The organism is Gordonia sp. YC-XJ4, from assembly GCF_059511865.1.
Window position 1 is genome coordinate 3,197,387 of sequence record NZ_CM183447.1, and the last position, 25,013, is coordinate 3,222,399.

The following is a 25,013-nucleotide window of genomic DNA, read 5'->3' on the forward strand; positions in this document are numbered from 1 at the left end:
CCGGCATTCTTCCGCGCCTGCCGGTGGGCAACCACGGGGTGTACGACCGATCACGGTGCGTGCGACGCTGACCGCATTCACTGCGGTGGTGCAGTCCTACGTCGACCAGGGTGTGCTGCCGCGCAACGTCGCCGCCCTGGTCGAGCGGCCCGCCGCCGCCGATGTCGATGAGGACGACGCGGAGCCGGACTCCGAGACCACGGCGAAGTCATGGACTGTGGCCGAGGCCCAGCGTTTCCGCGAGTCTGTCCGCGATGACCGGTTCTACGCCTGCTGGTTGCTGAGTTGCTACGGACTGCGGCGATCAGAAGTACTCGGCCGTCGGTGGTCGGCTATCGACGGCGAGGTGCTCCGGGTGCGCCGGGGCCGCGTGACCGTCGGCACCGAGACCATCGAGGGCGCGCCCAAGTCGCGTCGGTCCCGCCGGGAGTTGCCGATGCCCGCCGTGCTGATCGAGGCCCTGCGCGCCCTCAAGACTCGGCAGAAGGAAGCGGTTCTCGCCATCGGTGTGCCGTGGGACGAGGATCGCTTCGTGGCCTCCCGTGAGGACGGATCGCCCGCCGCTCCCGACTGGTACTCCGACGAGTTCCATCGGCTGCGTGCCCGCGCCGGGCTGCGTCGTATCAAGCTCCACGGTCTCCGCAATACGTCGGTGACCCTCATGCTCGACCGAGGTCCCGGTGCACATCGTGGCCGGATGGCACGGCCACGATCCAGCGGTCTCGCTGTCGATCTACTCCGACGCGAATGCCGATGAGCTGCGGGCCGCTGGCGCTTCCCTGTTCGGGTCAGCGGCACAGTGAGCGTCGCCGAACCGATTGACCTCACCGGGTTTACCGGCTGGGTCCCGTTCGGAACTTCCGGGCGCGAACGTGCCGACCGGACCAGGGGCGTATACGGTCTCGGCGGTGTCGTCAGGAGGGCGATGAGGACCTTGCTCAATTTTGCTCCAGGTTCGCTACCTCATCGCCGTTCGTCCACGCGAACGCCGACTCGACAGCAGCCGAATCGGTACCCAGCAGGTCGAGACTCCGGCGCATCAGAGCGTTCAGAGTAGCAATCCACGAATCGGCCAGAGCAATGTCCGCACCCACTGGCAGCGAAAGACTTGGGATCAGATGCCCCCGATGAAGGCTGTTCATGCATCGTTCCATGGCATGCGTCTCCACCGACCACCACTCAGAGTGCGTCACCCCGCTCGCCACGGTGTAGGCGTGCCGGTAGTAATCCAGAAGACCTGCTTCCTCCGCCATTTTCCTGAGAGACACCGCAGCGAAGGTGTCCCGGGTGTCAACTGTTCGCAGATCAATTCCCGAGTCATTGTGGCTGAGCGCAGCCACCGCATCAATAGACTCACGCACCGCCGGGGTCTTGTAGCGGTCTGGCAACTCTTCGGCTATAAGCGCATTCAGCTTCGCTTTGCCCTCCCCATATTCTTGGTACTTGCGGTATATCGAGTGGTCTTGCAGCGCCATCCACTCGATGTAGATCCGGACCTCCACGAGCGTCCGACCAACATGCGCGCCGAACTCGAAGCACCACAGGTCTGGGCTTCCAAGGACTGCGATAACTTCGCGCGCCGCTCGCATGACCAAACCGGACGTCACCTCCTGTCGCGCTGGTTCATGAAGATGTTGTGGCGCAGTCTCGATTGCTTCAGCGAAGCTGCTAGCCAAGTCCATGGCTAGCTGCCTCTTGTCCTCCGGCTGATCGCTGTAGCCGTCCGGAGCTGCCGGGCGTTCGTCGCCAGGAGCGGCGTCATTGGCAGAATTCATTTCCTCTGCTCCCTTCAAAGATCGCTCACGGACGCACGGGGTGATGATTGAGTTCACGCCCCAGAACTGGCGTGCCCAGCGGATCGACTGGTCATAGTATTCGGGGTCCTCGTACTTGTTTAGCCCGCGAAAAGAGCCCCAGGAAGCACGCACCACTGTCTCCGCTCGCGCCCTGGTTTCCGGATCGTTCGGGAATTTCCTGAGGACTTCAATCATCGCCGAGTCGGAGGTCTTGAAGACGCCTACCTGGACCATGCCCCAGATGGTTAGGCACTTCACCAACGCCTCCCAGTGCCCTTCGCCGATGACCTCAAGGAGGCCCCGTGATAACAGGTTCACGCCCGCCTGGGTGGGCGGCTCGATATCAGTACCGATCAGCCACCGCGCCGGAGCATCGGGATAGACCCGGAGCACACCAACCACTGATTCAGGGAGCAAGCCGTGCTCATGTGCACGCGCACACGCGCATTTCATCAGCGCCGGATGCGAACTGAGCACAGCATCCAGACTGGTAAGACGCCCGTCTATCGCCCTGGCCAACTCCTTGGGCGGTAAAGCGTCCCCCACGTCAGCAATCACTGACTTCTGCCAGCGGACAAAATCCATCACGCGGTTAGGTCCAGTGTCTGCCATGACAAGAATCGGCCACAGGAGGTCCGGCACGTCGTCTCGGACCCAATCACCCACCTCGATACCCAGCGCGATCATCGGCGGAGCATAGACCCGACTTCCCTGCTTGATATGGCCCACCATCGGGCCCGAACGCTCGATGCGCTGCTGCTTCGACATTGCTGCAAGCTACTCCGAGGCTCTGACATCTCACCGCACGTTGGCCCGCTGTTGGCCCACTGAGGTTCTGCGGGCCACCGGCCCACCAAGCACGAAACCCCCTCCGACGCTGGTCAGAGGGGGTTTCTGGTTGTCGGGCTGACAGGATTTGAACCTGCGACCACTTGACCCCCAGTCAAGTGCGCTACCAAACTGCGCCACAGCCCGTTGCCATGATCCGAGAAGCTCTCGTCATCAGGGCGTAGATGAGACTAGCCGACGATCCGCCCAGGGAGCCAATCGGCTGGTCAGGACACTGATCAGGAAGCGGCAGAGCGCTTCTTGTACCAGACCCAACCGCCGGTGACGATCAGTGCGCCGATCAACGACCCGATGATCCCGCTGGGGCGGAAGTTGATCCCGTCACCCGAGATCAAGCTGATCAGGAGTCCACCGACGAACGATCCGACCAGACCCGCGACGATCGCGAGACCCCAGTCGATGTTCCACATGTTCTTGCCGCCGATGAGCAGTTGGGCGAGAGCGCCGATGACCATTCCGAACACGATGATTGCCAAGATGAGCACGAAAGGAGTATGTCACAGGGCAATCCGGCGATCTCGGACCCGACTGGTCAGCGTTTGCGGTGATCCCTCTTGTCGCGCACCCGCACGTTGATCCGCACCGGCGAACCATCGAAATTGAACTGCTCGCGCAGTCTGCGCTCCAGGAAGCGGCGATAGCCGGCCTCGAGGAATCCGGTGGTGAACAACACGAATGTGGGTGGCCGCACCGCGGCCTGGGTGGCGAACATGACCCGCGGTTGGCGTCCGCCGCGCAGCGGCGGCGGGGTGGCCGCGATGACCTCCTTGAGCCAATTGTTCAGCGGCCCTGTCGAAATCCGCTTGTCCCACGAGTCGAGGGCGCCTTCGAGCGCAGGCACCAGCTTCTGCACGGCTCGGCCCGTCATCGCCGAGATGTTGACCCGCCGCGCCCACGGCACCCGCGCGAGTTCCCGGTCGATCTCCTTGTCGAGGGTGTACCGACGGTCCTCGTCGACCAGATCCCACTTGTTGAACGCGATCACCAGCGCTCGACCGGAGTCGATGATCATCGACAGCACACGCAGGTCCTGCTCGGTGATGGGCTCGGAGGCATCGATCAACAGAATCGCCACCTCGGCGGCGTCGAGCGCCGACCGCGTCCGCAACGATGCGTAGTACTCGTGACCGCTGGCCGTGCGGACCTTGCGCCGCAGACCCGCGGTGTCGACGAATTGCCACGTCTTGCCGTCGAGCTCGATCAACTCGTCCACCGGATCAACGGTGGTGCCGGCAACATTGTCGACCACCGAGCGTTGCGACCCGGCGAGCTTGTTCAGCAGCGAACTCTTGCCGACGTTCGGTTTCCCGACGAGCGCGACCCGACGTGGCCCGCCGAGCCGGATACCGGCGTCCTCCCGCGGCGTATGCGGCAGCCGCTCGAGGATGACGTCGAGGACATCGCCGGCGCCTCGACCGTGCGCCGCCGACACCGGGTGTGGCTCACCGAGTCCCAGCGACCACAGTGAGGCCGCCTCGGCCTCCTGCCGCTCGCTGTCGATCTTGTTGGCCACCAGGATGACCGGGGTCTTCGATCGGCGCAGCGTGCGGGCGACGGCCTCGTCGGTCGTGGTGGCCCCGACCGTCCCGTCGACCACGAGCACGATCACGTCGGCCGTGCGCATCGCGAGTTCGGCCTGCGCCGCCACCGCCTGCTGCAGGCCCTTCGCATCCGGTTCCCAACCGCCGGTGTCGACGACGGTGAACCGGCGGCCCGACCACGTCGCCGAATACGAGACGCGGTCACGAGTAACGCCGGGGATGTCCTCGACGACGGCTTCACGGCGGCCGAGGATACGGTTCACGAGAGTCGACTTGCCGACGTTCGGGCGACCGACGATGGCCACCTCGGGTACCCGTTCGGCCTCACCGAACTCCTCGACGTCGTCGAAGTCGCCGAGATCCCACTCGGTTTCATCGCTCCAGGTACCGTCGCCGGGCAGGGCGAGCGCGTCGGCTGTGCCGCCGGTGGCGTCGGACATGTCGGTCACGAGGCAACTCCGATCCGTGCGCGGACCAGTTCGACCAACCGGTCGAGAACCTGGTCCAAGGTCATGTCGCTGGTGTCCACCAGCACCGCATCGTCGGCCTGCCGCAGCGGGGACACCGCGCGGGTCGAGTCGAGATGGTCGCGTCGGTTCACCGCGGCAAGGACTTCGGCGTGGTCGCTGGGCCGTCCCGCGGCGAGGTTCTGGCGGTGCCGGCGTTCGGCCCGCGCCTCGGGTGATGCGGTGAGGAAGATCTTGATCGCGGCGTCGGGGAACACCACGGTACCGATGTCTCGACCCTCGACCACCAGCAGCTCCGATTCGGCCTGGCGGCGTTGCAGCGCAACGAGTTTGGTTCGCACGGCCGGGACCGCCGACACCGCGGAGACGGCGGCGGTGACCGCATCGGAGCGGATCGGACCGCTGACGTCCTCACCGTCGAGGAACACCCGCGATGAGCCGTCTCCGTTGGGACGCAAGGCGATATCGGCGGCGTCGACGGTTGCGACCACCGCATCCGCGTCGGCGGGATCCACCCCGGCCCGCTGCACCGCGAGAGTGGCCGCGCGATACATCGCGCCGGTGTCGAGAAAGTGCGCGCCGACCTTGTGCGCCAACAACTTCGACACACTCGACTTGCCGGTTCCGGCGGGACCGTCGATCGCGATCACGCCGCCGTTCACAGGCCGACCGCCTTGTACAGCGCACCGACCTCGTCACGTCCGAGCACCCGCAGACTTCCCGGCCGCTGTTCGCCGAGGGCCACGGTACCGATGTGGGTTCGCACCAGCGCCTGCACCGGGAATCCGACCTCCTCCATCAGCCGACGGACGATCCGATTCCGACCCTCGTGCAACACGATTCGGACCTGGGATTCACCCTGGTGCACACCGAGGATCGTGAAGCCGTCGACGGCGACCGGCCCGTCGTCGAGTTCGACCCCGTCACGCAGCGTGCGCACCAATGATCGGGGCACCTCACCGCGCACCCAGGCCAAATAGGTCTTGGGCACCTCATAGGACGGATGCATCAGACGGTTGGCCAATTCACCGTCGTTGGTGAGCAGCAACAGACCTTCGGTGTCGGCGTCGAGCCGGCCGACGTGGAAGAGTCGCTGACCCGACATGACCCGCTCGGCGACGATGTCGCCGACACAGGGGCGCCCCTGGTCGTCGGACATGGTGGACTGCCAACCCTTGGGCTTGTTCAGCGCGAGGTACTGACGTGTCTCGTCCATGATGACCCGGGCACCGTCGACCCGGATGATCGCGGTGTCGGGATTGATCCGCAGACCCTGCTCGGTGACGATCTCGCCGTCGACCTCGACACGCCCGGCGGCGATAAGCTCCTCGGCGCCGCGCCGCGAGGCCACACCGGCCTGCGCGAGAACCTTTTGCAGGCGCACCCCGTCGGCGACATAGGTGGCACCCTGCTCCTCGACGTCGGGCGTCGGACTCTGATGCCGTGCGGGTCGGGCATTGTTGAGCCGGATCCGACCGGCCTTCACATCCGGTTGCGAACTCCCCTTGCGGTGCCGCTTCTTGGCGTGTGCCGGCTGCTGGGCACCCGCGCCGCCGGCGCCCTTACCCACCGGCTTGCCGCCACGCTGACCGCTCGCGGCCTTGCCTGCCCGCGAACCGTCGCCGGTGGCCTTGCCGCGCGGCGTGGCGTTTCTGTCCGCCCTACCGTTCTTGTCTGACTTGCTGTTCTTGTCTGTCCTGCGTCGTCCCGGTGTGCCGTCCCGGCCAGCGGTTGCCATATCTCAGTCCTGATTCTCGAGGTCGTCGTCGGCGACGCCGATCGGCGATGTGCCGTCGGGTGCCCCCTCTGAGTCTGACGCTTTACCCGCGAGTTTGGCGAATCGGGGATCGGAGTTGAGTTCCTCATCGAGGTCGTCGATGAGGTCGACGTCGGGCAGCAGGGGTGCGAGATCGGGCAGTTCCTCCAGTGAGGCGAGGCCGAGTCGTTCGAGGAACAATTCGGTTGTGCCGTAGGTGGTGGCGGTGGTCTGCGGATCGGTTCCGACCTCGTTGATCAGTCCGCGCGCCACCAGGGTCCGGATGACACCGTCGACGTTGACGCCGCGGATCGCACTGACCCGCGCCCGCGAGACGGGCTGCCGGTAGGCGATCACCGCCAGGGTTTCCAGCGCCGCGCGGGTCAGTTTCGAGCGCGCTCCGTCGAGCAGCAGTCGCTCGACGTAGGGCGCGTAGTCGGCTCGCGTGTAGTACCGCCAGCCGTCCCCGGCGAAGCGCAGATCGATTCCGCTGTGCGCTGACGTCAGGTCCGCCGACATCTCGTTGAGCATCTCCCGGACCCGCAGCGCGTCGACGCCGATCGCGTTCGCCAGCTCGTCGGAGGTCACCGGTGTGTCGACGACGAGCAGCAGGGCCTCCAGTGCGGAGCGAAGTTCCGCGTCGTCGACGGTCTCGTCGGTGGCGACGTCGAGGGCGCCCTGCCCGGGCTCGGAGGTGCCCTCGGGTGTGTGGTCCCCGTGCCCCTGGTCCCCGTGTCCCCGGTCGTCGTGTCCCCGGTCCCCGTGTCCCCGGTCGTCGTGTCCAGGGTCGTCGTGTCCGGGGTCGTCGGCTGCCCGCTCGGGGGCCGGTGCATCGTGCGGCTCGGTCATCCGTAGTCCTCTGCCTTGTCGAAACTCAGATCGTCGAGTTCACGCTCCCCCGACCACAGCACCCGCAGGTCACCGAGCGCCTCGGGTTGAGAGAACGTGATCGCGCGTTCCCGGAACAGTTCGAGCAACGCCAGGAAGCTGCCGACCACCTCCAGCGCGTTGGCGCAGCCGGCGACGAGCTGACCGAAGGTCAGCCCCTCGCCGGGGGCGCTGTCGGCCAACAGCCCCGCCATCCGTTGCGCCTGCGCCGGGACCGACACCTGGTGTGAGTCATGCAGGTGGTCGAGCCCCACGGTCGGTGTCGGCCGCGGCCGCAACGCCGCCGCGGCGACCTCGGCGAACCCTCCGGGCGTGACGCCCAACGTCACCTCGGGCAGCAGATCGGCGTAACGCTCCTCCAGCGACACCGCACGCGGATACCGTTGCAGTGCAGCGGCTTCCAACTCGCCGAACAGCGCCGCCACCTGCTTGTACGCACGGTATTGCAGGAGCCGCGCGAACAACAGGTCGCGTGCCTCGAGCAGGGCGAGATCCTCGGGATCGTCGACCTCCCCGGACGGCAGCAGGCGTGCGGCCTTGAGGTCGAGCAGCGTCGCGGCCACCACGAGGAATTCGGTGGTCTGCTCCAACCCCAACTCCGGACCCATCTCCCGGGTGTAGGCGATGAAGTCGTCGGTCACCTCGTGCAGCGCCACCTCGGTCACGTCGAGGCGATGCTGACTGATCAGGTTGAGCAGCAGGTCGAAGGGGCCTTCGAAGTTCGCCAGACGTACGCGAAAACCGGAGTCCGGCTCAGCCGGTGCCGAGTCGGGAGCAGCATCTGCCCCGCCGACGTCGCTCGGTTCGCTCATGCCTGCTTGACGTTGCGCGCGATGACCTCGCGAGCCAGGGCCCGATAAGCCTGTGCTCCAGCAGATTTCGGCGCCCACGAGGTGATCGGTTCGCCGGCCACACTGGTTTCCGGGAAGCGGACGGTGCGCGCGATGACGGTGTCGTACACCTTGTCGCCGAACACCTCGACGACCCGCGCCATCACCTCTCGGGAATGCAGGGTGCGCGCGTCGAACATGGTCACCAGGATTCCGCCGACGTCGAGACGCATGTTGAGGCGGTCGTGGACCTTCTCGATGGTGTCGGTGAGCAACGCCAGTCCGCGCAGGCTGAAGTACTCGCACTCCATCGGGATCAGCACCGTGTCGGCGCAGGCCAGGGCGTTGACGGTGAGCAGACCCAGCGACGGCTGGCAGTCGATGAGGACCACGTCGTAACGGTCGAGGACCGGATGCAGCGCACGGGCGAGAGCCTGCTCGCGGCCGACCTCGGTGACCAGTTGGATCTCGGCGGCCGAGAGGTCGATGTTGCTGGGCAGCAGATCCAGGCCGTCGACCCGGGTGCGCATCAACACCTCGTCGGTCGGCGCGTGCGGCGGCACGAGCAGGTTGTAGACGGTCTCGTCGAGTTCGTGGTGCGGCACACCCAAACCCGCCGACAGCGCACCCTGCGGGTCGAGATCGACCAGCAGGACGCGGCGGCCGTACTCGGCGAGGGCCGCACCCAGATTGATCGTCGAGGTGGTCTTGCCGACCCCGCCCTTCTGGTTACAGACCGCGATGACCGTCGCCGGACCGTGCCGATCGAGCGGGGTCGGTTCGGGAACGGGACGGTAGGGACGACCGGTGGGACCGATCTGATCATCGGCCGGGACCCGGGCGGTGCGGTGATCGGTCTCGTCGATGTCCGCGCCGCTGGGAACCTCGAGACGGTACTGGTCGTCGAAGTGGGCGCTGGGTCGCCGGGTGCTCGAGATACTCACCGCTGCGCAGCCCCCTTTCTGTCGTCTCGGCCCGGCCGTTTCGGCCCGGACCTCCACCAAAGCCTAGTGGGTCGCGCCGACGATCCCGTGGAGCATCGCCGCAACCATGGACGTTCGTCGCCGACCGTGTATCACCGCGCCCGCGGGTGCGCGGTCGCGTACACCTCGCGCATCGTGTTCACCGTCACCAGTGTGTAGACCTGAGTGGTCGTCACCGACGCGTGCCCCAACAGTTCCTGGACCACGCGAACATCGGCTCCACCGTCGAGGAGATGGGTGGCGAAACTGTGCCGCAGGGTGTGTGGCGACACCGCGCCCTCGAGTCCGGCGCGCTCTGCCGCCGACGCCAACACCTGCCAGGCGCCCTGACGGGTGAGCCGACCCCCGCGGGCGTTGAGGAACAGTGCCGCGGTCGACCGGTGCACGAGTGTCGGACGTCCGCGCACCAGATATGCCTCGAGAGCATCGATGGCCGGCCCGCCGACGGGAACCACCCGCTCCTTGCCACCCTTGCCGTGTAACCGCACCGCCCGGGTGTCGGTGTCGATGTCGTCGAGATCGAGCCCGGTGGCCTCGGAGATGCGTGCGCCGCAACTGTAGAGGAGTTCCAGGAGTGCCCGATCGCGGAGCGCGCGTGCGTGATCGGGGGCTCCGGAGGCGTCCAGGATGCGTTCGACGTCGCTCACCGACAACGCCTTGGGCAGCCGGCGGGCCGGGCTCGGCGGCCGTACCGCATGGGCGACGTCGTCGGCGACGAGCCCCTCCGCCGCGGCGAACTTGTGAAAACCTCTGGTGGCCACCAGGGTTCGCGCCACCGAACTCTCCGCGAGCGGTCGTTCCCCGGATTCCGGGGCACCTCTGCGCAACGCGACGAGGAACTCACGGACATCGGCCTCGGCCACGTCGGCGAGATCGTCGATCTTCCGCGCACGCAGATACTGCCGATACCGTCCGAGGTCGCGACCATAGGAGCTCAGTGTGTTCGCCGCAACGCCGCGTTCGACGGTCAAGTGATCGAGATAGCGGGTGATCGCCGCGTCGATGCCCTCCTGCTCGGTCATGCCGACTCCTCGCTCCCGATCCCACTCCCGACCCGGCGTGGCCCGCCGGTCGAGGCCTACTGGTGCGCGCCCCGCTCCCGTCGGGCGCGGAAGGCACTCGGCTCGTCGCGCCAGGGTGCCTCCACCGGCCGCAACGTGACCTCGCCGCGATCGGCCGCCGCAACGGCCAGGATGCCCGCGACGCTGGTCGCGTTCACGATGTCGCCGGCGAACACCTTGCGGACCGCTTCGTCGGTGGCGATCCACTCGATCGACATGTCGGCTTCCTCATCAGTGCGCTCGGCCGCGGTGAGCGTGTGCAAACCCTCGGCGAGGTAGAGGCGTAACGCCTCGTCGGTGAAACCCGGTGACAGATCCAGATCGACCAACACCCGCCACCGATCGGCGGCGAGGTCGGTTTCTTCGGCCAGTTCGCGCCGGGCGGCGTCCACCGCCGTTTCGGCACCCCCCTGATCGAGCAGCCCGGCGGGCAGTTCGAGCAGACGGTGCCCGATCGGGTGCCGGTATTGGCGCACCATCGCGATCCGACCCTGCGCGTCCCGGGCAACGACGGCCACCGCACCGAAATGCTCGACGACCTCACGCTCGGCGGTTCGGCCACCGGGCATCACGACCTCGTCGACCCGTAACGCGAGGATCGCTCCCTCGTACACCAGGCGTGAACCACGGACCCCGAAGTCGTGGGTTCCGGCGCCATCGGAGGTGCCGGTCAAGCCCGATCGCCTCCGGCGTCGACAGCCACGGCGGTCGCAACCTGGGACTCGTCGTTCTCGGCCTGCGGCGCGTCGTAGTCGCCCAGATCCACCGGAAGCCGTTCGGCTGCCTTGTATTTCAGCGCCGCGTCGATGAACGCCCGGAATAGCGGGTGTGGGCGCGTCGGCCGGCTCTTCAGCTCCGGGTGCGCCTGAGTGGCCACCAGGAACGGGTGCACCTCGGGCGGGTACTCGACGAATTCGACGAGATGCCCATCGGGCGAGGTTCCGGAGAACACCAGCCCGGACTCGGCGATGGTGTCGCGGTAGGTGTTGTTCACCTCGTAGCGGTGACGGTGGCGTTCGGAGACCTCGGTGGTGCCGTAGGCCTTGGCGACCACCGACCCCTCCTTCAGGCTCGCCGGGTAGGCACCCAGACGCATCGTTCCGCCCAGATCCGCCTCGCCGGCGACCGCATCGTGCTGGTCGGCCATCGTGGAGATCACCGGATGCGGTGTGTCCGGGTCGAATTCGTCGGAACTGGCATGGTCGAGTCCCACTGAGCGCGCCGCCTCGATGACGATGCACTGCAAGCCCAGGCACAGCCCGAGGAGTGGGATACCGCGACGGCGGGCGTAGCTGATCGCGCCGACCTTGCCCTCGATGCCGCGGATCCCGAAGCCTCCCGGGATGAGGACGCCGTCGACGTCGGAGAGCGCGGCCTGTGCACCCTGCGATGTGGCGCACTCGTCCGACGGCACCCACTTGATCTCGGTGCGCGCACGCCACGCGAAGCCGCCGGCGCGGATCGCCTCGGTCACCGACAAGTAGGCGTCGGGGAGGTCGACGTACTTGCCCACCAACGCGATTCGCACGGTCTCCCGGGGCTCGTGCACCCGGTTGAGCAGCTCACCCCACTCGGTCCAGTCCACGTCGCGGAAGGGCAGGCCGAGTTTGCGGACCACGTAGGCGTCGAGTTGCTCGCTGTGCAGCACCTTGGGGATGTCGTAGATCGACGGCGCGTCGGGTGTGGAGATGACGCCTTCGATGTCGACGTCGCACATCAGCGCGATCTTCTTCTTGAGACCTTCGGGGACGTCGCGGTCGCACCGCAGGATCAGCGCATCGGGCTGGATACCGACGTTGCGCAGCGCGGCCACCGAATGCTGGGTGGGTTTGGTCTTGAGCTCACCCGACGGTGCGAGGTAGGGCACCAGCGACACATGCAGGAAGAACACGTTGTCGCGCCCCACGTCGTGGCGGATCTGGCGGGCGGCCTCGATGAACGGCAGTGACTCGATGTCGCCGACGGTGCCACCGATTTCGGTGATCACCACGTCAGGTGCCTCGCCGTCGTCACCGGGTTCACGCATCGCGAGGACCCGCGACTTGAGTTCGTCGGTGATGTGCGGGATCACCTGCACCGTCTCGCCGAGGTACTCGCCGCGTCGTTCTTTGGCGATGACACTCGAATACACCTGTCCGGTGGTCACATTCGCCGACTGCGACAGGTTGCGGTCGAGGAAGCGCTCGTAATGTCCGACGTCGAGATCGGTTTCCGCGCCGTCCTCGGTGACGAAGACCTCACCGTGCTGGAACGGATTCATCGTTCCCGGATCGACGTTGAGATAGGGATCGAGCTTCTGCATGGTGACCCGCAGACCGCGGGCCGTGAGGAGCTGACCGAGACTCGAGGCGGTCAAGCCCTTACCCAAGGACGAGGCGACTCCGCCCGTCACGAAAATGTGTTTGGTGCCCGTATGAACGCGCAGTGGTCGCAAAACCGTTTCTCCCGTCGGCCGGATCAGGTCATCAAAGCCTGCTCACCTACGGGACTCCAGGGTAACACCACAGCCGCCTCACGCCTGCCACGACACCGACGGGGCGGGCAGCCCCGCGTGTCGCGGCAGACGTCGGATCGCGGGTGACGATGCGGGCGTGTGGTGCGCGGCGCTTCGACTGCTCAGGCCGGTTGCGACTGGGCCGGTTGCGCGCCGACGGTGATCGCGGTCGCCCCCGGACCGGAGCCGAAGGAACCGGAGCGGCCCTGACTCTCCTCGTCGAGCGCGAGGACGGTGGTGATCAGGCCGGTCTGCGCATCGACGTTGTCGGTCGTCGTGATCGCGTTGCGCAACGCCGGGTCCGAACGGATCACCGCTATCGGTGACACGCCCGTCGCCGAACCACTGCGACCGACGAGCTCGCCGCCCTGTGCGCGCGCGGTCATCGCGGCGGCCAGCCGGGCGACCAACTGCCCCTGGGCGCCGGAATTCTCCGGCAGCGCATCGCCGGAGATGAACACCACCAGATCGGCGGGCCGGATCGCGTTGTCGACATAGGTCAGGAACCCGCCGTCACGCAGGGTTTGCAGCCCGGTCTGCCGATCGGCAACCGCGGCAGCGTTCTGATCGCTGCGATGCATCACCAAGGTCCCCAACAGATCCCCGACGCGTGAACCCGAGTCGGTCAGTTCCGCACGCAGTGTCGCGCCCGGGGGAATCGTCTGGTCGACGATGGTGCGGACCTGTTCGGCGCTGTCGTCACGCACGAGCTTGTCGGTGAGGCCGAGTTGCCCGGAAAACGTTGCGCCCGCGGTCGACAACGACTGTTTGACGGCGTCGACGTCGGAGTCGGCGGCGTTGGGCGTGGTGACGACGAGGACGGCGTGCCCCTTGAGCTGATCGGCGATCAGCCGCGGAGCGATCGCGGCGTCAAAGCTGTTGGCGGCGTTCACCTGATCGTTGAGACCGTCGCGCTGCTGCTCGAGGTCGCCGATCCGGTCGCGACTCGTACCGGTCAGGGAATTGACGCGATCGCCCACGAACCCCGAACCGAGGAACAACCCCAGCGCGAGGGCCAGGAACACCGCCACCAACGAGATGGCGTGCTGGCGTAGTGAAATCATGCCCTACCTGTTCCAGACTCCCCGGGCCCACTCGAACAAGTGGTTCCATTGGGCCACAGCCCAATCGGTGATCTCGGGTCCCGCGCTCGAGAGCATCACCGCGGCGATGACCGCGATCAGCGCGGCGAGAATGACGCAGGCGATCGCGGCGCCGGACACCCGGCTGCGATACAGCGTCGCGACTGCCTTGGCGTCGACCAGTTTGGGTCCGACCTTGAGCCGGGTCAGGAACGTCGACGGCGTCGACTCACGACGTGAGCGGTCGAAGAAGTCGTCGAGGGACCCGCCGTAGCCGGCGGTGACGATGAGGTCGGCACCATGGAAGTCGGTGAGCAGCAACGCGAGATCGGCCGCGGTTCCGGCGGCCGGGAAAGTCGTCGCTCCGATGCCGAGGTCCTGGATGCGTTCGAGGCCGGGGGCGTGTCCGTCGGTGTCGGCGGGCAGCACGACCTGCGCACCACACCGCAGGGTCGCCGCCTTCATCTGTTCCGGGTCGCCGACGACGATCGCCGGTTTGTAGCCCGCTTTCACCAGGGTGTCGGCGCCGGCACCGACACCGACGAGAACCGGCGAGTACTCCTTGATGAACGGCTTGAGTGAGCGCAGTTCGGTTCCGCGATCGGGTCCGTCGGCGACGATGACCACATGCTTGCCGGCCAGCGATACGTCCACATCGGGCACGCCGACACCGTCGATCAGAAGCGGTGACTCGCTCCGGATGAACTCGATCGTGTTGCCGGAGAACGCTTCCAGATGGTCGACCAGTCCGGTCTTGGCGTCGATCATCATGCTCGCGATGTCGTGCTCCTCGAGCGTGGTGCCGCGCGCGAGACGCCGGTCCCCGACCATCAGGCGGTCATCGTGGACGCGGAGCTTGGCGCCGTCCTTGACCCGCTTGAAGACCTCCGGGCCGACTTCGTCGAGCAGGACGATGCCGGAGGCCACCAGCACCTCGGGACCCAGATTCGGATAGCGGCCGCTGATCGACCGGGATGCGTTGACGACGGCGACGACGTTCGCCTCCACGAGCGCGTCGGCGGTCACGCGATCGAGATCGACCTCGTCGAGGATCGCGATGTCACCCGGCCCCACCCGTTCGAGGAGGCGCTTGGTGTTCTTGTCGATTCTGGCGATACCAATGACGCCAGGCAGTTCTTCGGTGTTCCGCGCGAGCAGTGCAGGCATCTTCATGACGGCAATGATTGACCGCTCCGCGCATCGGCTGCGGGAGGCGCGCCGCAACAATGGCAACTTTTGTCACACACGCATCAAGAACACCGAACGACTCAGGAGCCTTTTTCTGTCTCAGCAGTTGTCAGGAGTTCTTCGGCGTGCGCCTTGCCCGTATCGGATTCGCCGAGGCCGGCGAGCATCCGGGCGAGTTCGGCGATCCGCTCGTCGCGGTCGAGCGCACGTACGGTACTCGTCTGCACCGCACCCTTGCTCGCGCTCTTGCCGATGACGAGGTGGTTGTCGGCGAACGCGGCGACCTGCGGGAGGTGGGTCACGACGATGACCTGGTGAGCGCGCGCCAGCCGGGCCAGACGACGGCCGATCTCCACCGCCGCGCGTCCCCCCACTCCGGCGTCGACCTCGTCGAACACCATCACCGAGCCCGAAGTCGGTTCGGCGAGAACGACTTCGAGAGCGAGCATCACTCGTGACAGCTCACCGCCGGACGCCGAGGTCGCGATGGGCAGCGGGCGGGCGCCCTTGTGCGGAACCAGGGCGAACTCGACGCGGTCGGCGCCGTCGGTGCCGGCGTGCGCCCGCTGCCCGTCGACCTCGATGGCGAGCCGGTCATCGGCGTCGGCGGATTCGAGCCCGACCTCGACCGACAGCGTCGAGTCACCCATCGCCAACCCGGCGAGTTCCTTGGACACCTTGCCGGCCATCGTCGTGGCCGCTTTCGCACGGATGCGGTGCAGGGTGGCCGCGGCCTCGGCGACGACCTCGGCCGCCGCGGCGGCGCGCCGCTCGAGGTCGTCGACGCTGCCCTGGGGGTCCTCGATCTGCTCGAGTCGGATCTGCGCCTGCGTGCGCCAGTCGATCACCCCGTCGATATCCGGGGCGTACTTGCGTACCAGCGACTTCAATTCGCCCTGGCGGGAGAGTAATTGGTCGAGCGAATCGGCGTCGGTCGGTAGCGCCGACAGGTACGCGGTGAGTTCGTCGCCGATGTCGGTGACGACCGTCAGTGTTTCGCCGACGCGGCCGGCGAGACGTTTGAGCTCATCGTCGGCGGCCGCCTCGAGCATCGACCGCACCTGGCCGAGGCCCTCGATCACCGACCCCGACTCGCCGGCAACGATCTCGTGCGAGCCCGATGCGGCGGACCGGATCGACTCGAGATCGGTGAGTCGTCGGATGGTGTCGGCGAGGGAGTCGTCCTCACCGGGTTGTGGGTCGATCGCTGCGATCTCGTCGATCCCGAAGCGCAGTCGGTCGGCCTCCTGGGCGAGTCCGCGGGAGTTGGCGCGGAGTTCGTCGAGCTCGTCGAGTATTGCCAGCCACTCGGCTCGTGCGCTGCGATAGGCGGCGAGCGCCTTGGCCGCCTTCGCTCCGGCGAAGGTGTCCAGTGCCGCGCGCTGACGGTCGGGTCGCAGCAGTCGTAGCTGGTCGTTCTGACCGTGCACGGTCAGCACCGAGCTGACGAGTTTGCCCAACGCGCCCACCGGAACCGAACGTCCGCCGAGATGGGCGCGGGATCGGCCGTCGGCGTTGACGGTGCGGATCGCGATGACGGTGCCGTCGTCGTCGAGGTCGGCGCCGGTGGATTCCAGGAGGTCGGCGACCTCACCATCGGGCCCCCGATCGGGATGGGCGACACGGAAGCGCCCCTCGACCGTTGCCTTCGCGGCACCGGAGCGAACCCGCCCGGCGTCGGCGCGTCCGCCGGCCAACAGACGCAGGCTGGTCACGATCATGGTCTTGCCCGCGCCGGTTTCACCGGTCAGCGCGGTGAAACCGGGAGGAAACTGCGCCGACGCCCCGTCGATGACGCCGAGGCCGGCGATGGACAGTTCTTCCAGCACTCCTAGGCCTGCCTCCCCCGCCAGCCCGTGACCGGCAGATCGAATTTTCGGACGAGCCGATCGGCGAAGGGGTCGGAGTCGATCCGCACCCACTGCACCGATCGGTCGCTGCGCACGACCTCGACCCGCGCACCGGCGGGCACGTCGAGGCGGCGGCGGCCGTCGCACAAGGCGAAACCGGAGCGGCCGAGCTTGTCGACCTCCACCGCGATCCGGGACCGCGGACTGGTCACCATGGGTCGGGCGAACAATGCGTGGGCATTGCTCGGCACCACCAGGATCGCCTCGAGGTCGGGCCACATCACCGGTCCACCCGCGGAGAACGCGTAGGCGGTGGAGCCCGTCGGCGTCGACACCAGGACGCCGTCGGCCCCGAACCCCGACACCGGACGGCCGTCGACCTCGGTGATCAGTTCGAGCACACCGGTGCTGGTCCGGTTGAGGATCGCGACCTCGTTCAGCGCCCAGCTGGTCTGGGGCGTGCCCTTGGTGTCGGCCGGGTCGATGACGGTGACGTCGAGTGTCATCCGCGGTTCCACCCGATAGTCCCCGGAGACGAGCTGGGCCATGACCTCGTCGACGCGGTTCGCCTCGCCCTCGGCGAGAAACCCTATGTGGCCCAGGTTGATTCCGAGGACCGGGACACCTGCGGGATAGGCCAGCTCGGCGGCCCGCAGGAAGGTGCCGTCGCCCCCGAGCACGATGACGATCTCGCATCCCTCCGCCGAATCGGGGTCGCCCGAGGTCACCTCCACCTGCGCACCGAGTTCCCGCAGATGCGCGGGATCGAGGGGGTTGCGTTCCGGGGGGCGCGGTATCGGGCCGGTATCGGCCACCGACTGCGGGTAGGCGCGGGCCTCGCTCGCGGGGTCGGGATCGACGTGGGTGTCGTGATCGACGACCCGTAAGGCCACACCGCCCTCGGCGCAGTGCCGGGCGATCGCGGCGATGGTGTGGGTGACGGTCTCGCGGCCGGTGTGCGCGACGACGAGGAACTCGCGATGGGCGGAACCGGTCCGTACGGACCCGCGGGCCGGATCGGAAGCACCACCTGTGCCAACCGAATCCGCGACCGATGCGTTGCCCACCTGGTCTCCTCTCGTCTCGCGCGATGACATTCAGCGCGGACCGTCGGCGACGGCCTGCCTGATCATCTGGATGATGTCCGGATCCACGCCGGGCTGCAGCGCATTCCCGTCGAGGACATCGGGTGCCGAACCCGCGTCCGGTATCTCGCCCTCGACCGGCGATCCGCCCCGGCTACCGACCCTATCGTCCGACGCCGACACCGTGCCCGACGGCCGCTGCAACCAGAGGAAATACTCGACGTTGCCCGACGGTCCCGGGAGCGGGCTCGCCGTCACCGCGCGCGTGACCAGTCCGAGCCGCGCGGCCTCGGTGACCACCTTGACGACGGCCTCCACCCGCAGGTCGGGATCTCGGACCACGCCGCCGGAACCGACGCGATCCTTGCCCACCTCGAACTGCGGCTTGACCATCGGCACGATGTCGGCCCCGGGGCGCGCACATGCGACGAAGGCCGGCAGGACCAACGCCAGTGAGATGAACGACAGATCGGCGACGACGAGGTCGACGGCACCCCCGATCTGTTCGGCGGTGAGATGGCGGACGTTGGTGCGGTCGCGGATGTCGACGCGGTCATCGTTCTGCAGACGCCAGATCAGTTGCCCGTAGCCGACGTCGACGGCAACGACCTCGCGGGCGTCGCGGCGCAGGAGCACATCGGTGAATCCTCCGGTGGATGCGCCCGCATCGAGACACCGCTTGCCGGCGACCGTCAGGCCCTGCGGCTCGAAGGCGTCGAGCGCACCGATCAGTTTGTGTGCTCCTCGCGACGCCCAATCGTCGCGGTCGTCATCGACGACGACGATCGGTGTGTCCCGACCGACATTGGTTGCCGGCTTGGCGGCGATAGTGCCGTTGACCTTGACCGCCCCGCGGTCGACGAGTTCGCGCGCCTGCTCGCGTGAGCGTGCGAGACCACGGCGTACCAATTCGGCGTCGAGACGCGCCCGCGCGGCCACTCAGCGACGCCTCGTCCGTGCTGGCCTGGTCACCGACGGTCCACGTCCGACAACGCCGAGGTCAGTACCTCATGCGCTTGTTCGAGCAGTTGTGTCTGGCGCGCCAAGGCCACCAAATCGATTGCCTCGCCAGACTGTTCGCGAATGTCGTCCACCTGACCGAGGAGCTCACGCACCCGCACCGGGATGGATTCGGCCAACTCGGGGTCGACGGCATCGACGGTTTCGGCATGTACCTCGCCGGGCCGCGCGCCGGGCATCATCTGCGGCGTCGGCCCCATCGCCGGTGCCGGCCTCGCGGAGGCATCGTCGGGGAAGGTCATTGCTCTCGTCCCTTCACTCGGCGCCGAGACCCAGATCCTCCAGCGCACTTCGGGTCGTCGGGTCATCGGCGGTGATGGTGATTTCCGTCAGGTCGATCTCGTCGGCGTCGGCGAGCGCCCAGACGCGAGCGGCCAGTGATGGCAGCAGGCGCAGCGTCGCGGGCGGCTCGGCCACCGGTGACACCGTCAGCGTGTCGCCGGTCTGCTCGATACGCCAGTCGTCATTGTCGGCGATGCGCAGCGAATCGGCAGGGTCGAGAACTCCCGACAGATCGGCACAGACGAAGGTCGGCCGCTGCTGCGGTGGTGCGGCGAGAAGGTCTGCTGCCGTGCTGACGCCGCTGAGCACCAGGAGACTGTCGAGGCCCACCGAATGTGCGCCCTGGATGTCGGTGTCGAGTCGATCCCCGACCACCAGCGGGGTGTCTGCGCCGCTGCGGTTGATGGCGTCGGCCATGAGGGGCGCGGCCGGCTTTCCGGCGACGAGCGGCTCCTGGCCGGTGGCGTTGGCGACCGCTGCGACCAGGGATCCGTTGCCGACGAGTAGCCCACGTTCGGAAGGCAGAGTCGCATCGACGTTGGTGGCCACCCACAGTGCGCCTGCCCGGATCGCCAGAGCGGCCTCCGACAAGCTCTCCCATGAGGTCTCCGGTGAAAAGCCCTGGATGACGGCGAGCGGACGATCGTCCGCGCTGCGCGTCACGGCGATCCCGACCTCGCGCACCTCCTGGGCGAGACCGTCGGTGCCGAGCACAAGGGCTCTCGATCCGGGCTCAAGGTGCTCGGAGAGCAACCGGGCTGCCGATTGAGCACTGGTGACGACCTGTTGCGGGGTCGCCGTGAAGCCCATCGACCGAAGATGCTCGGCAACGTCATCCGGGCGTCTGCTCGCGTTGTTGGTGACGAAGATCGTCGTCACGTCGATCCGCTCCAGGGTCTCCGGCGCACCAGGTATCGGGCTCTTCCCGGCGAACACGGTGCCGTCCAGATCGAGCAGCAACGCGTCGTACGCGTCAACGACGCGCGCGGGCACAGGTGGCGGGGGAACCAGCTCGGTCTCCCTGGCCGGTGCCACGGCGGCGTCGGGAACCTGCTCGCTCTCCGGCTCCGCAACGCTCGCTTGCCGAACAGACCCGGGCTGCGACTCGGTACTGCGCAGCGACTCCGACTGGGGCGCCGGCCCAGGCTCGGACGCAGGCTCAGGCTCAGGCCCGGCGATGGCCGCTCCGGAGACCTGCTGGTCTTCGTGGGCGGGGCCGACATCCGGCTCGGCACTGCCGACCGAGATCTCCATCAACCGGAACTCGGCATCGGTGGCATCCTCGGTGTCGGCGGCCGAGGCATTCATGAACCAGGTCGTCGCCTCATCAAGGCGGCCGGCCGCTTCGAGGGCCGACGCGTAGGCATAGAACAGACGCGCTGCGGCAGTGCCGGTACGGCTCGGACTCAGGTCTTCCAGTTGGAGGGTCACCAACGCCTTCTCGGGCTCCCCGATGTCGAGGCGGGCGCCGGCTTCGACGATGCGCATTTCTGTGGCCTCGTCATCGCGCAATGCGCGCCCTTCCTCGCTGCGTGCGATCTCGATGGCACGCTCAGGTCGTCCCAATCCGCGTTCGGCGTCGGCGATGAGCGGAAGCAGTGCCGAACTACCCGTGATCCGACGAGCCGCGCGCAGCTCGGAAATGGCTTCCTGCCACTGCCCGGCGTTATAGGCGGCAACGCCGGCGGTCTCGCGGACCACGCCGACGCGCGCTGCACGACGCCGAGCCGCACGAGCATGTTCCAGAGCCAGATCGGCGTCTTCATATAGGAGCTCCGCCACCATCACCAGATGCCGCGCGACACGCTCCGCTGTCCCCTTCTCCAGGGAAAGCAGATCACGTCGGGTATCGGGGTCGAGATCGGAGGCGACGACGTCATCAGGAAGAGCAGGATCGGTGGGACCGTCGGTTCGTGGCCGACCCTCACGGTGAGGGCGGCCCGACTGATCGGCTCGGTCCGGACGCTGGCGGCGGCCGCGAGTGCGGTCACGGTCATTCATGGTTGCCAATCTATTCCCTCGTCACGGCCTCGGCCGAGCCGACCCCGGGCACATCACCGTCGGCCGATCGGGAGATGGGTTGAATGGGGGATGCCCCGCAACACGATGTGTGTTGCGGGGCATCCCTGAAATTTGTGTTCGGCGGTGTCCTACTCTCCCACACTGATTAGGGTGCAGTACCATTGGCGCTGGTGGGCTTAGCTTCCGGGTTCGGAATGGGACCGGGCGTTTCCCCACCGCTATAGCCGCCGAAACTCTGTGAAACTCGCACCAGTCGAGTTTGTTTATCTCCTGGTGTTGTTTCAGAAGTGCATAGTGGATGCGACACATCTCTACTCTTCGAGAATATAAAAGAATAAGGATGTTGTTGTAAGTCCTCGGCCGATTAGTACCAGTCACCTACACCCATTACTGGGCTTCCAGTTCTGGCCTATCAACCCCATGGTCTGTGGGGGGCCTTAACCACTCAATGGTGGTGAGAAACCTCATCTTGGAACAGGCTTCCCGCTTAGATGCTTTCAGCGGTTATCCCTTCCGAACGTAGCCAACCAGCAATGCTCCTGGCGGAACAACTGGCACACCAGAGGTTCGTCCGTCCCGGTCCTCTCGTACTAGGGACAGGTTTCCTCAAGTTTCTAACGCGCGCGGCGGATAGAGACCGAACTGTCTCACGACGTTCTAAACCCAGCTCGCGTGCCGCTTTAATGGGCGAACAGCCCAACCCTTGGGACCTACTCCAGCCCCAGGATGCGACGAGCCGACATCGAGGTGCCAAACCATCCCGTCGATATGGACTCTTGGGGAAGATCAGCCTGTTATCCCCGGGGTACCTTTTATCCGTTGAGCGACACCACTTCCACACGTTGGTGCCGGATCACTAGTCCCGACTTTCGTCCCTGCTCGACATGTACGTCTCACAGTCAAGCTCCCTTGTGCACTTACACTCACCACCTGATTGCCAACCAGGCTGAGGGAACCTTTGGGCGCCTCCGTTACCTTTTAGGAGGCAACCGCCCCAGTTAAACTACCCACCAGGCACTGTCCCTGAACCCGATCAGGGTCCGAGGTTAGAAGTCCAATACGATCAGAGTGGTATTTCAACAACGACTCCACAACCACTGGCGTGGCCACTTCACAGTCTCCCACCTATCCTACACAAACCGAACCGAACACCAATACCAAGCTATAGTGAAGGTCCCGGGGTCTTTTCGTCCTGCCGCGCGTAACGAGCATCTTTACTCGTACTGCAATTTCGCCGAGTCTGTGGTTGAGACAGCAGAGAAGTCGTTACGCCATTCGTGCAGGTCGGAACTTACCCGACAAGGAATTTCGCTACCTTAGGATGGTTATAGTTACCACCGCCGTTTACTGGGGCTTAAATTCTCAGCTTCACACCCCGAAGGGCATTAACCGGTCCTCTTAACCTTCCAGCACCGGGCAGGCGTCAGTCCGTATACATCGTCTTACGACTTCGCACGGACCTGTGTTTTTAGTAAACAGTCGCTTCTCTCTGGTCTCTGCGACCCACACCAGCTCAAACAGTAAATGTCGTCACCAGAATGGGTCCCCCTTCTCCCGAAGTTACGGGGGCATTTTGCCGAGTTCCTTAACCACAGTTCTCTCGATCGCCTTAGTATTCTCTACCTGACCACCTGTGTTGGTTTGGGGTACGGGCCGTGTACCAACTCACTAGAGGCTTTTCTCGGCAGCATAGGATCATGGAATTCACCACAACGGTTACGCATCACCTCTCAGACACCTGAAGCACGGATTTACCAATGCCTCGTCCTACAGGCTTACACCAGGACAACCATCGCCTGGCCCCACTACCTTCCTGCGTCACCCCATCGCTTGCCTACTACCACCCGAGGTCCCATGCAGCCCCCGCCGGCTACCCGAAGGCAGTCCATTGGGATTTGGATGGTTAGTACAGATGATTCAGCATGGGCGCGGATACACGGGTACGGGAATATCAACCCGTTGTCCATCGACTACGCCTGTCGGCCTCGCCTTAGGTCCCGACTCACCCTGGGCGGATTAGCCTGGCCCAGGAACCCTTGGTCATCCGGCGGCAGAGTTTCTCACTCTGCTTTCGCTACTCATGCCTGCATTCTCACTCCCACACCCTCCACACCTAGATCACTCCGGCGCTTCCACGGATGCAGGACGCTCCCCTACCCACCCACACACCTAGACCACCCTCCGCAGAAGGAAGCCAGATCATTGTGTGAGTGCCGCGGCTTCGGCGGTGTACTTGAGCCCCGCTACATTGTCGGCGCAGGATCACTTGACCAGTGAGCTATTACGCACTCTTTCAAGGGTGGCTGCTTCTAAGCCAACCTCCTGGTTGTCTTCGCGACCCCACATCCTTTTCCACTTAGTACACGCTTAGGGGCCTTAGCCGGCGATCTGGGCTGTTTCCCTCTCGACTACGAACCTTATCGCCCGCAGTCTCACTGCAGTGCTCTCACTTACCGGCATTCGGAGTTTGGCTGACGTCAGTAACCTAGTAGGGCCCATCGGCCATCCAGTAGCTCTACCTCCGGCAAGAAACACACCACGCTGCACCTAAATGCATTTCGGGGAGAACCAGCTATCACGGAGTTTGATTGGCCTTTCACCCCTACCCACAACTCATCCCCTCCATTTTCAACTGAAGTGGGTTCGGGCCTCCACGCGGTCTTACCCGCGCTTCACCCTGGCCATGGGTAGATCACTCCGCTTCGGGTCTAGACCCGGCGACTATCAACGCCCTATTCAGACTCGCTTTCGCTACGGCTACCCCACACGGGTTAACCTCGCCACCGAGCACTAACTCGCAGGCTCATTCTTCAAAAGGCACGCCATCACCCCCAGCCGACCAAACGACTCAAAGGCTTTGACGGATTGTAAGCGTCCGGTTTCAGGTACTCTTTCACTCCCCTCCCGGGGTACTTTTCACCTTTCCCTCACGGTACTAGTCCGCTATCGGTCACCAGGAAGTATTCAGGCTTACCGGGTGGTCCCGGCAGATTCACAGCAGATTCCACGAGCCCGCTGCTACTTGGGGACACCATCACGCAAGACCACACGCTTTCAGCTACCGGACTCTCACCGCCTACGGCAGACCATTCCAGGCCACTTCACCTAGCATGCAGCTTTCTCACTCACGCCCCGACAGGTAGATCGAGGAAGACAGACCCCACAACACCACACACACAACCCCTACCCGGTATCACATGCGCATGGTTTAGCCATCCTCCGCTTTCGCTCGCCACTACTCACGGAATCACAATTGTTTTCTCTTCCTATGGGTACTGAGATGTTTCACTTCCCCACGTTCCCCCCACACAGCCTATACATTCAGCTGGTGGTAACACGACATCACTCGTGCTGGGTTTCCCCATTCGGACACCCTCGGATCACAGCTCGTTTGACAACTCCCCGAGGACTATCGCGGCCTACCACGTCCTTCATCGGCCCCTGGTGCCAAGGCATCCACCGAACGCCCTCAAACACTTACAACAACACCTAAACCCACAGACGCCCCCAAAACAACGGAGCCGCCCACCAGTTTAGCCATTCGCCTTACAAACATTTCTTTCAACTCGAACAAAACACACAAACCAAAAACATTGATTCGATATGCATTGCAAAAATAAAGATGCTCGCATCCACTATGCACTTCTCAAACAACACACACCCACAACATCACCGCATCTCCGCGCCCCACCACAGGACACCTCACCAACACGACAACCATTGCAAGCACCAAGACAACACACACGAGTGTGTTCCCTCAGAACCCCGACAGTGTATTAGCAGCATCCAACCAGTCACCCGGAAGAATCACCCAGCCAC

19 protein-coding genes, 1 tRNA gene and 2 rRNA genes are annotated in these 25,013 nt (G+C 65.5%); 1 reads left to right on the top strand and 21 read right to left on the bottom strand.

What is annotated here, in order from left to right; genetic code table 11:
• Positions 1-55 precede the first annotated feature (55 nt).
• Positions 56-757, top strand: a complete 702-nt coding sequence (locus tag AC5ZH6_RS14090; protein ID WP_288337796.1) for a tyrosine-type recombinase/integrase — start codon at positions 56-58, stop codon at positions 755-757.
• 181 nt (positions 758-938) lie between these two features.
• On the opposite strand, the gene AC5ZH6_RS14095 is transcribed toward AC5ZH6_RS14090, so the two are convergent.
• The 21 genes from AC5ZH6_RS14095 to AC5ZH6_RS14195 form a co-directional block, all read right to left on the bottom strand.
• Positions 939-2,564 carry a DUF5677 domain-containing protein gene (locus tag AC5ZH6_RS14095; protein ID WP_288337797.1) on the bottom strand — a complete coding sequence of 542 codons (1,626 nt, stop codon included), beginning with the start codon at positions 2,562-2,564 and terminating at the stop codon, positions 939-941.
• Between the two features lie 133 nt (positions 2,565-2,697).
• Positions 2,698-2,771 (bottom strand) — tRNA-Pro (locus AC5ZH6_RS14100).
• A gap of 92 nt (positions 2,772-2,863) precedes the next feature.
• On the bottom strand, positions 2,864-3,130 hold the full coding sequence (locus tag AC5ZH6_RS14105) for a GlsB/YeaQ/YmgE family stress response membrane protein (protein WP_006368449.1): 267 nt from the start codon (positions 3,128-3,130) through the stop codon (positions 2,864-2,866).
• A gap of 47 nt (positions 3,131-3,177) precedes the next feature.
• A complete protein-coding gene (der, locus tag AC5ZH6_RS14110) occupies positions 3,178-4,626 on the bottom strand; it encodes a ribosome biogenesis GTPase Der (protein ID WP_288337804.1) in 1,449 nt (482 codons plus the stop codon).
• Positions 4,627-4,631: 5 nt separating this feature from the next.
• Complete coding sequence (gene cmk / locus AC5ZH6_RS14115; RefSeq protein ID WP_014360195.1) at positions 4,632-5,315, bottom strand: (d)CMP kinase; 684 nt, start codon at positions 5,313-5,315, stop codon at positions 4,632-4,634.
• On the bottom strand, positions 5,312-6,391 hold the full coding sequence (locus AC5ZH6_RS14120) for a pseudouridine synthase (RefSeq protein ID WP_006368446.1): 1,080 nt from the start codon (positions 6,389-6,391) through the stop codon (positions 5,312-5,314). The genes cmk and AC5ZH6_RS14120 overlap by 4 nt, the downstream gene beginning before the upstream one ends.
• A gap of 3 nt (positions 6,392-6,394) precedes the next feature.
• On the bottom strand, positions 6,395-7,258 hold the full coding sequence (scpB, locus tag AC5ZH6_RS14125) for an SMC-Scp complex subunit ScpB (protein WP_288337799.1): 864 nt from the start codon (positions 7,256-7,258) through the stop codon (positions 6,395-6,397).
• The gene (locus tag AC5ZH6_RS14130; protein WP_006368444.1) at positions 7,255-8,109 is read right to left on the bottom strand and encodes a segregation and condensation protein A; all 855 of its coding nucleotides are present in this window, start codon (positions 8,107-8,109) and stop codon (positions 7,255-7,257) included. Before AC5ZH6_RS14130 ends, scpB begins: the two co-directional genes overlap by 4 nt.
• Positions 8,106-9,071 carry a ParA family protein gene (locus tag AC5ZH6_RS14135; protein ID WP_006368443.1) on the bottom strand — a complete coding sequence of 322 codons (966 nt, stop codon included), beginning with the start codon at positions 9,069-9,071 and terminating at the stop codon, positions 8,106-8,108. Before AC5ZH6_RS14135 ends, AC5ZH6_RS14130 begins: the two co-directional genes overlap by 4 nt.
• A gap of 131 nt (positions 9,072-9,202) precedes the next feature.
• Entirely contained in the window at positions 9,203-10,132 is a 930-nt protein-coding gene (gene xerD / locus AC5ZH6_RS14140) for a site-specific tyrosine recombinase XerD (RefSeq protein WP_006368442.1), read from the bottom strand.
• Positions 10,133-10,188: 56 nt separating this feature from the next.
• Positions 10,189-10,845 carry an NUDIX domain-containing protein gene (locus AC5ZH6_RS14145; RefSeq protein ID WP_014360198.1) on the bottom strand — a complete coding sequence of 219 codons (657 nt, stop codon included), beginning with the start codon at positions 10,843-10,845 and terminating at the stop codon, positions 10,189-10,191.
• Positions 10,842-12,605, bottom strand: a complete 1,764-nt coding sequence (gene pyrG / locus AC5ZH6_RS14150) for a CTP synthase (protein WP_288337801.1) — start codon at positions 12,603-12,605, stop codon at positions 10,842-10,844. The genes AC5ZH6_RS14145 and pyrG overlap by 4 nt, the downstream gene beginning before the upstream one ends.
• A gap of 182 nt (positions 12,606-12,787) precedes the next feature.
• Entirely contained in the window at positions 12,788-13,729 is a 942-nt protein-coding gene (locus AC5ZH6_RS14155; protein ID WP_006368439.1) for a copper transporter, read from the bottom strand.
• Between the two features lie 3 nt (positions 13,730-13,732).
• On the bottom strand, positions 13,733-14,920 hold the full coding sequence (steA, locus tag AC5ZH6_RS14160) for a putative cytokinetic ring protein SteA (protein WP_006368438.1): 1,188 nt from the start codon (positions 14,918-14,920) through the stop codon (positions 13,733-13,735).
• A gap of 95 nt (positions 14,921-15,015) precedes the next feature.
• Positions 15,016-16,764, bottom strand: coding sequence for a DNA repair protein RecN (gene recN, locus AC5ZH6_RS14165; RefSeq protein ID WP_006368437.1), 1,749 nt, complete (start codon positions 16,762-16,764; stop codon positions 15,016-15,018).
• A 2-nt stretch (positions 16,765-16,766) separates the two neighbouring features.
• On the bottom strand, positions 16,767-17,852 hold the full coding sequence (locus AC5ZH6_RS14170; RefSeq protein WP_006368436.1) for an NAD kinase: 1,086 nt from the start codon (positions 17,850-17,852) through the stop codon (positions 16,767-16,769).
• 30 nt (positions 17,853-17,882) lie between these two features.
• On the bottom strand, positions 17,883-18,809 hold the full coding sequence (locus AC5ZH6_RS14175) for a TlyA family RNA methyltransferase (RefSeq protein WP_006368433.1): 927 nt from the start codon (positions 18,807-18,809) through the stop codon (positions 17,883-17,885).
• 29 nt (positions 18,810-18,838) lie between these two features.
• Complete coding sequence (locus AC5ZH6_RS14180; protein WP_006368431.1) at positions 18,839-19,132, bottom strand: hypothetical protein; 294 nt, start codon at positions 19,130-19,132, stop codon at positions 18,839-18,841.
• A 13-nt stretch (positions 19,133-19,145) separates the two neighbouring features.
• Positions 19,146-21,173 (bottom strand): HAD-IIA family hydrolase, encoded by a 2,028-nt coding sequence (locus AC5ZH6_RS14185; RefSeq protein WP_006368430.1) that lies wholly within the window; start codon positions 21,171-21,173, stop codon positions 19,146-19,148.
• A gap of 136 nt (positions 21,174-21,309) precedes the next feature.
• Positions 21,310-21,426: ribosomal RNA gene (rrf, locus tag AC5ZH6_RS14190) — 5S ribosomal RNA — on the bottom strand.
• Positions 21,427-21,538: 112 nt separating this feature from the next.
• Positions 21,539-24,677: ribosomal RNA gene (locus AC5ZH6_RS14195) — 23S ribosomal RNA — on the bottom strand.
• Positions 24,678-25,013: the final 336 nt, after the last annotated feature.

Coding starts and splice junctions, on each gene's coding strand:
- AC5ZH6_RS14095 (WP_288337797.1), bottom strand. CDS start 2,564: ATGTCGAAGCAGCAGCGCATCGAGCGTTCGGGCCCGATGGTGGGCCAT.
- der (WP_288337804.1), bottom strand. CDS start 4,626: ATGTCCGACGCCACCGGCGGCACAGCCGACGCGCTCGCCCTGCCCGGC.
- AC5ZH6_RS14120 (WP_006368446.1), bottom strand. CDS start 6,391: ATGGCAACCGCTGGCCGGGACGGCACACCGGGACGACGCAGGACAGAC.
- scpB (WP_288337799.1), bottom strand. CDS start 7,258: ATGACCGAGCCGCACGATGCACCGGCCCCCGAGCGGGCAGCCGACGAC.
- AC5ZH6_RS14130 (WP_006368444.1), bottom strand. CDS start 8,109: ATGAGCGAACCGAGCGACGTCGGCGGGGCAGATGCTGCTCCCGACTCG.
- xerD (WP_006368442.1), bottom strand. CDS start 10,132: ATGACCGAGCAGGAGGGCATCGACGCGGCGATCACCCGCTATCTCGAT.
- AC5ZH6_RS14155 (WP_006368439.1), bottom strand. CDS start 13,729: ATGATTTCACTACGCCAGCACGCCATCTCGTTGGTGGCGGTGTTCCTG.
- steA (WP_006368438.1), bottom strand. CDS start 14,920: ATGAAGATGCCTGCACTGCTCGCGCGGAACACCGAAGAACTGCCTGGC.
- AC5ZH6_RS14180 (WP_006368431.1), bottom strand. CDS start 19,132: ATGACCTTCCCCGACGATGCCTCCGCGAGGCCGGCACCGGCGATGGGG.
- AC5ZH6_RS14185 (WP_006368430.1), bottom strand. CDS start 21,173: ATGAATGACCGTGACCGCACTCGCGGCCGCCGCCAGCGTCCGGACCGA.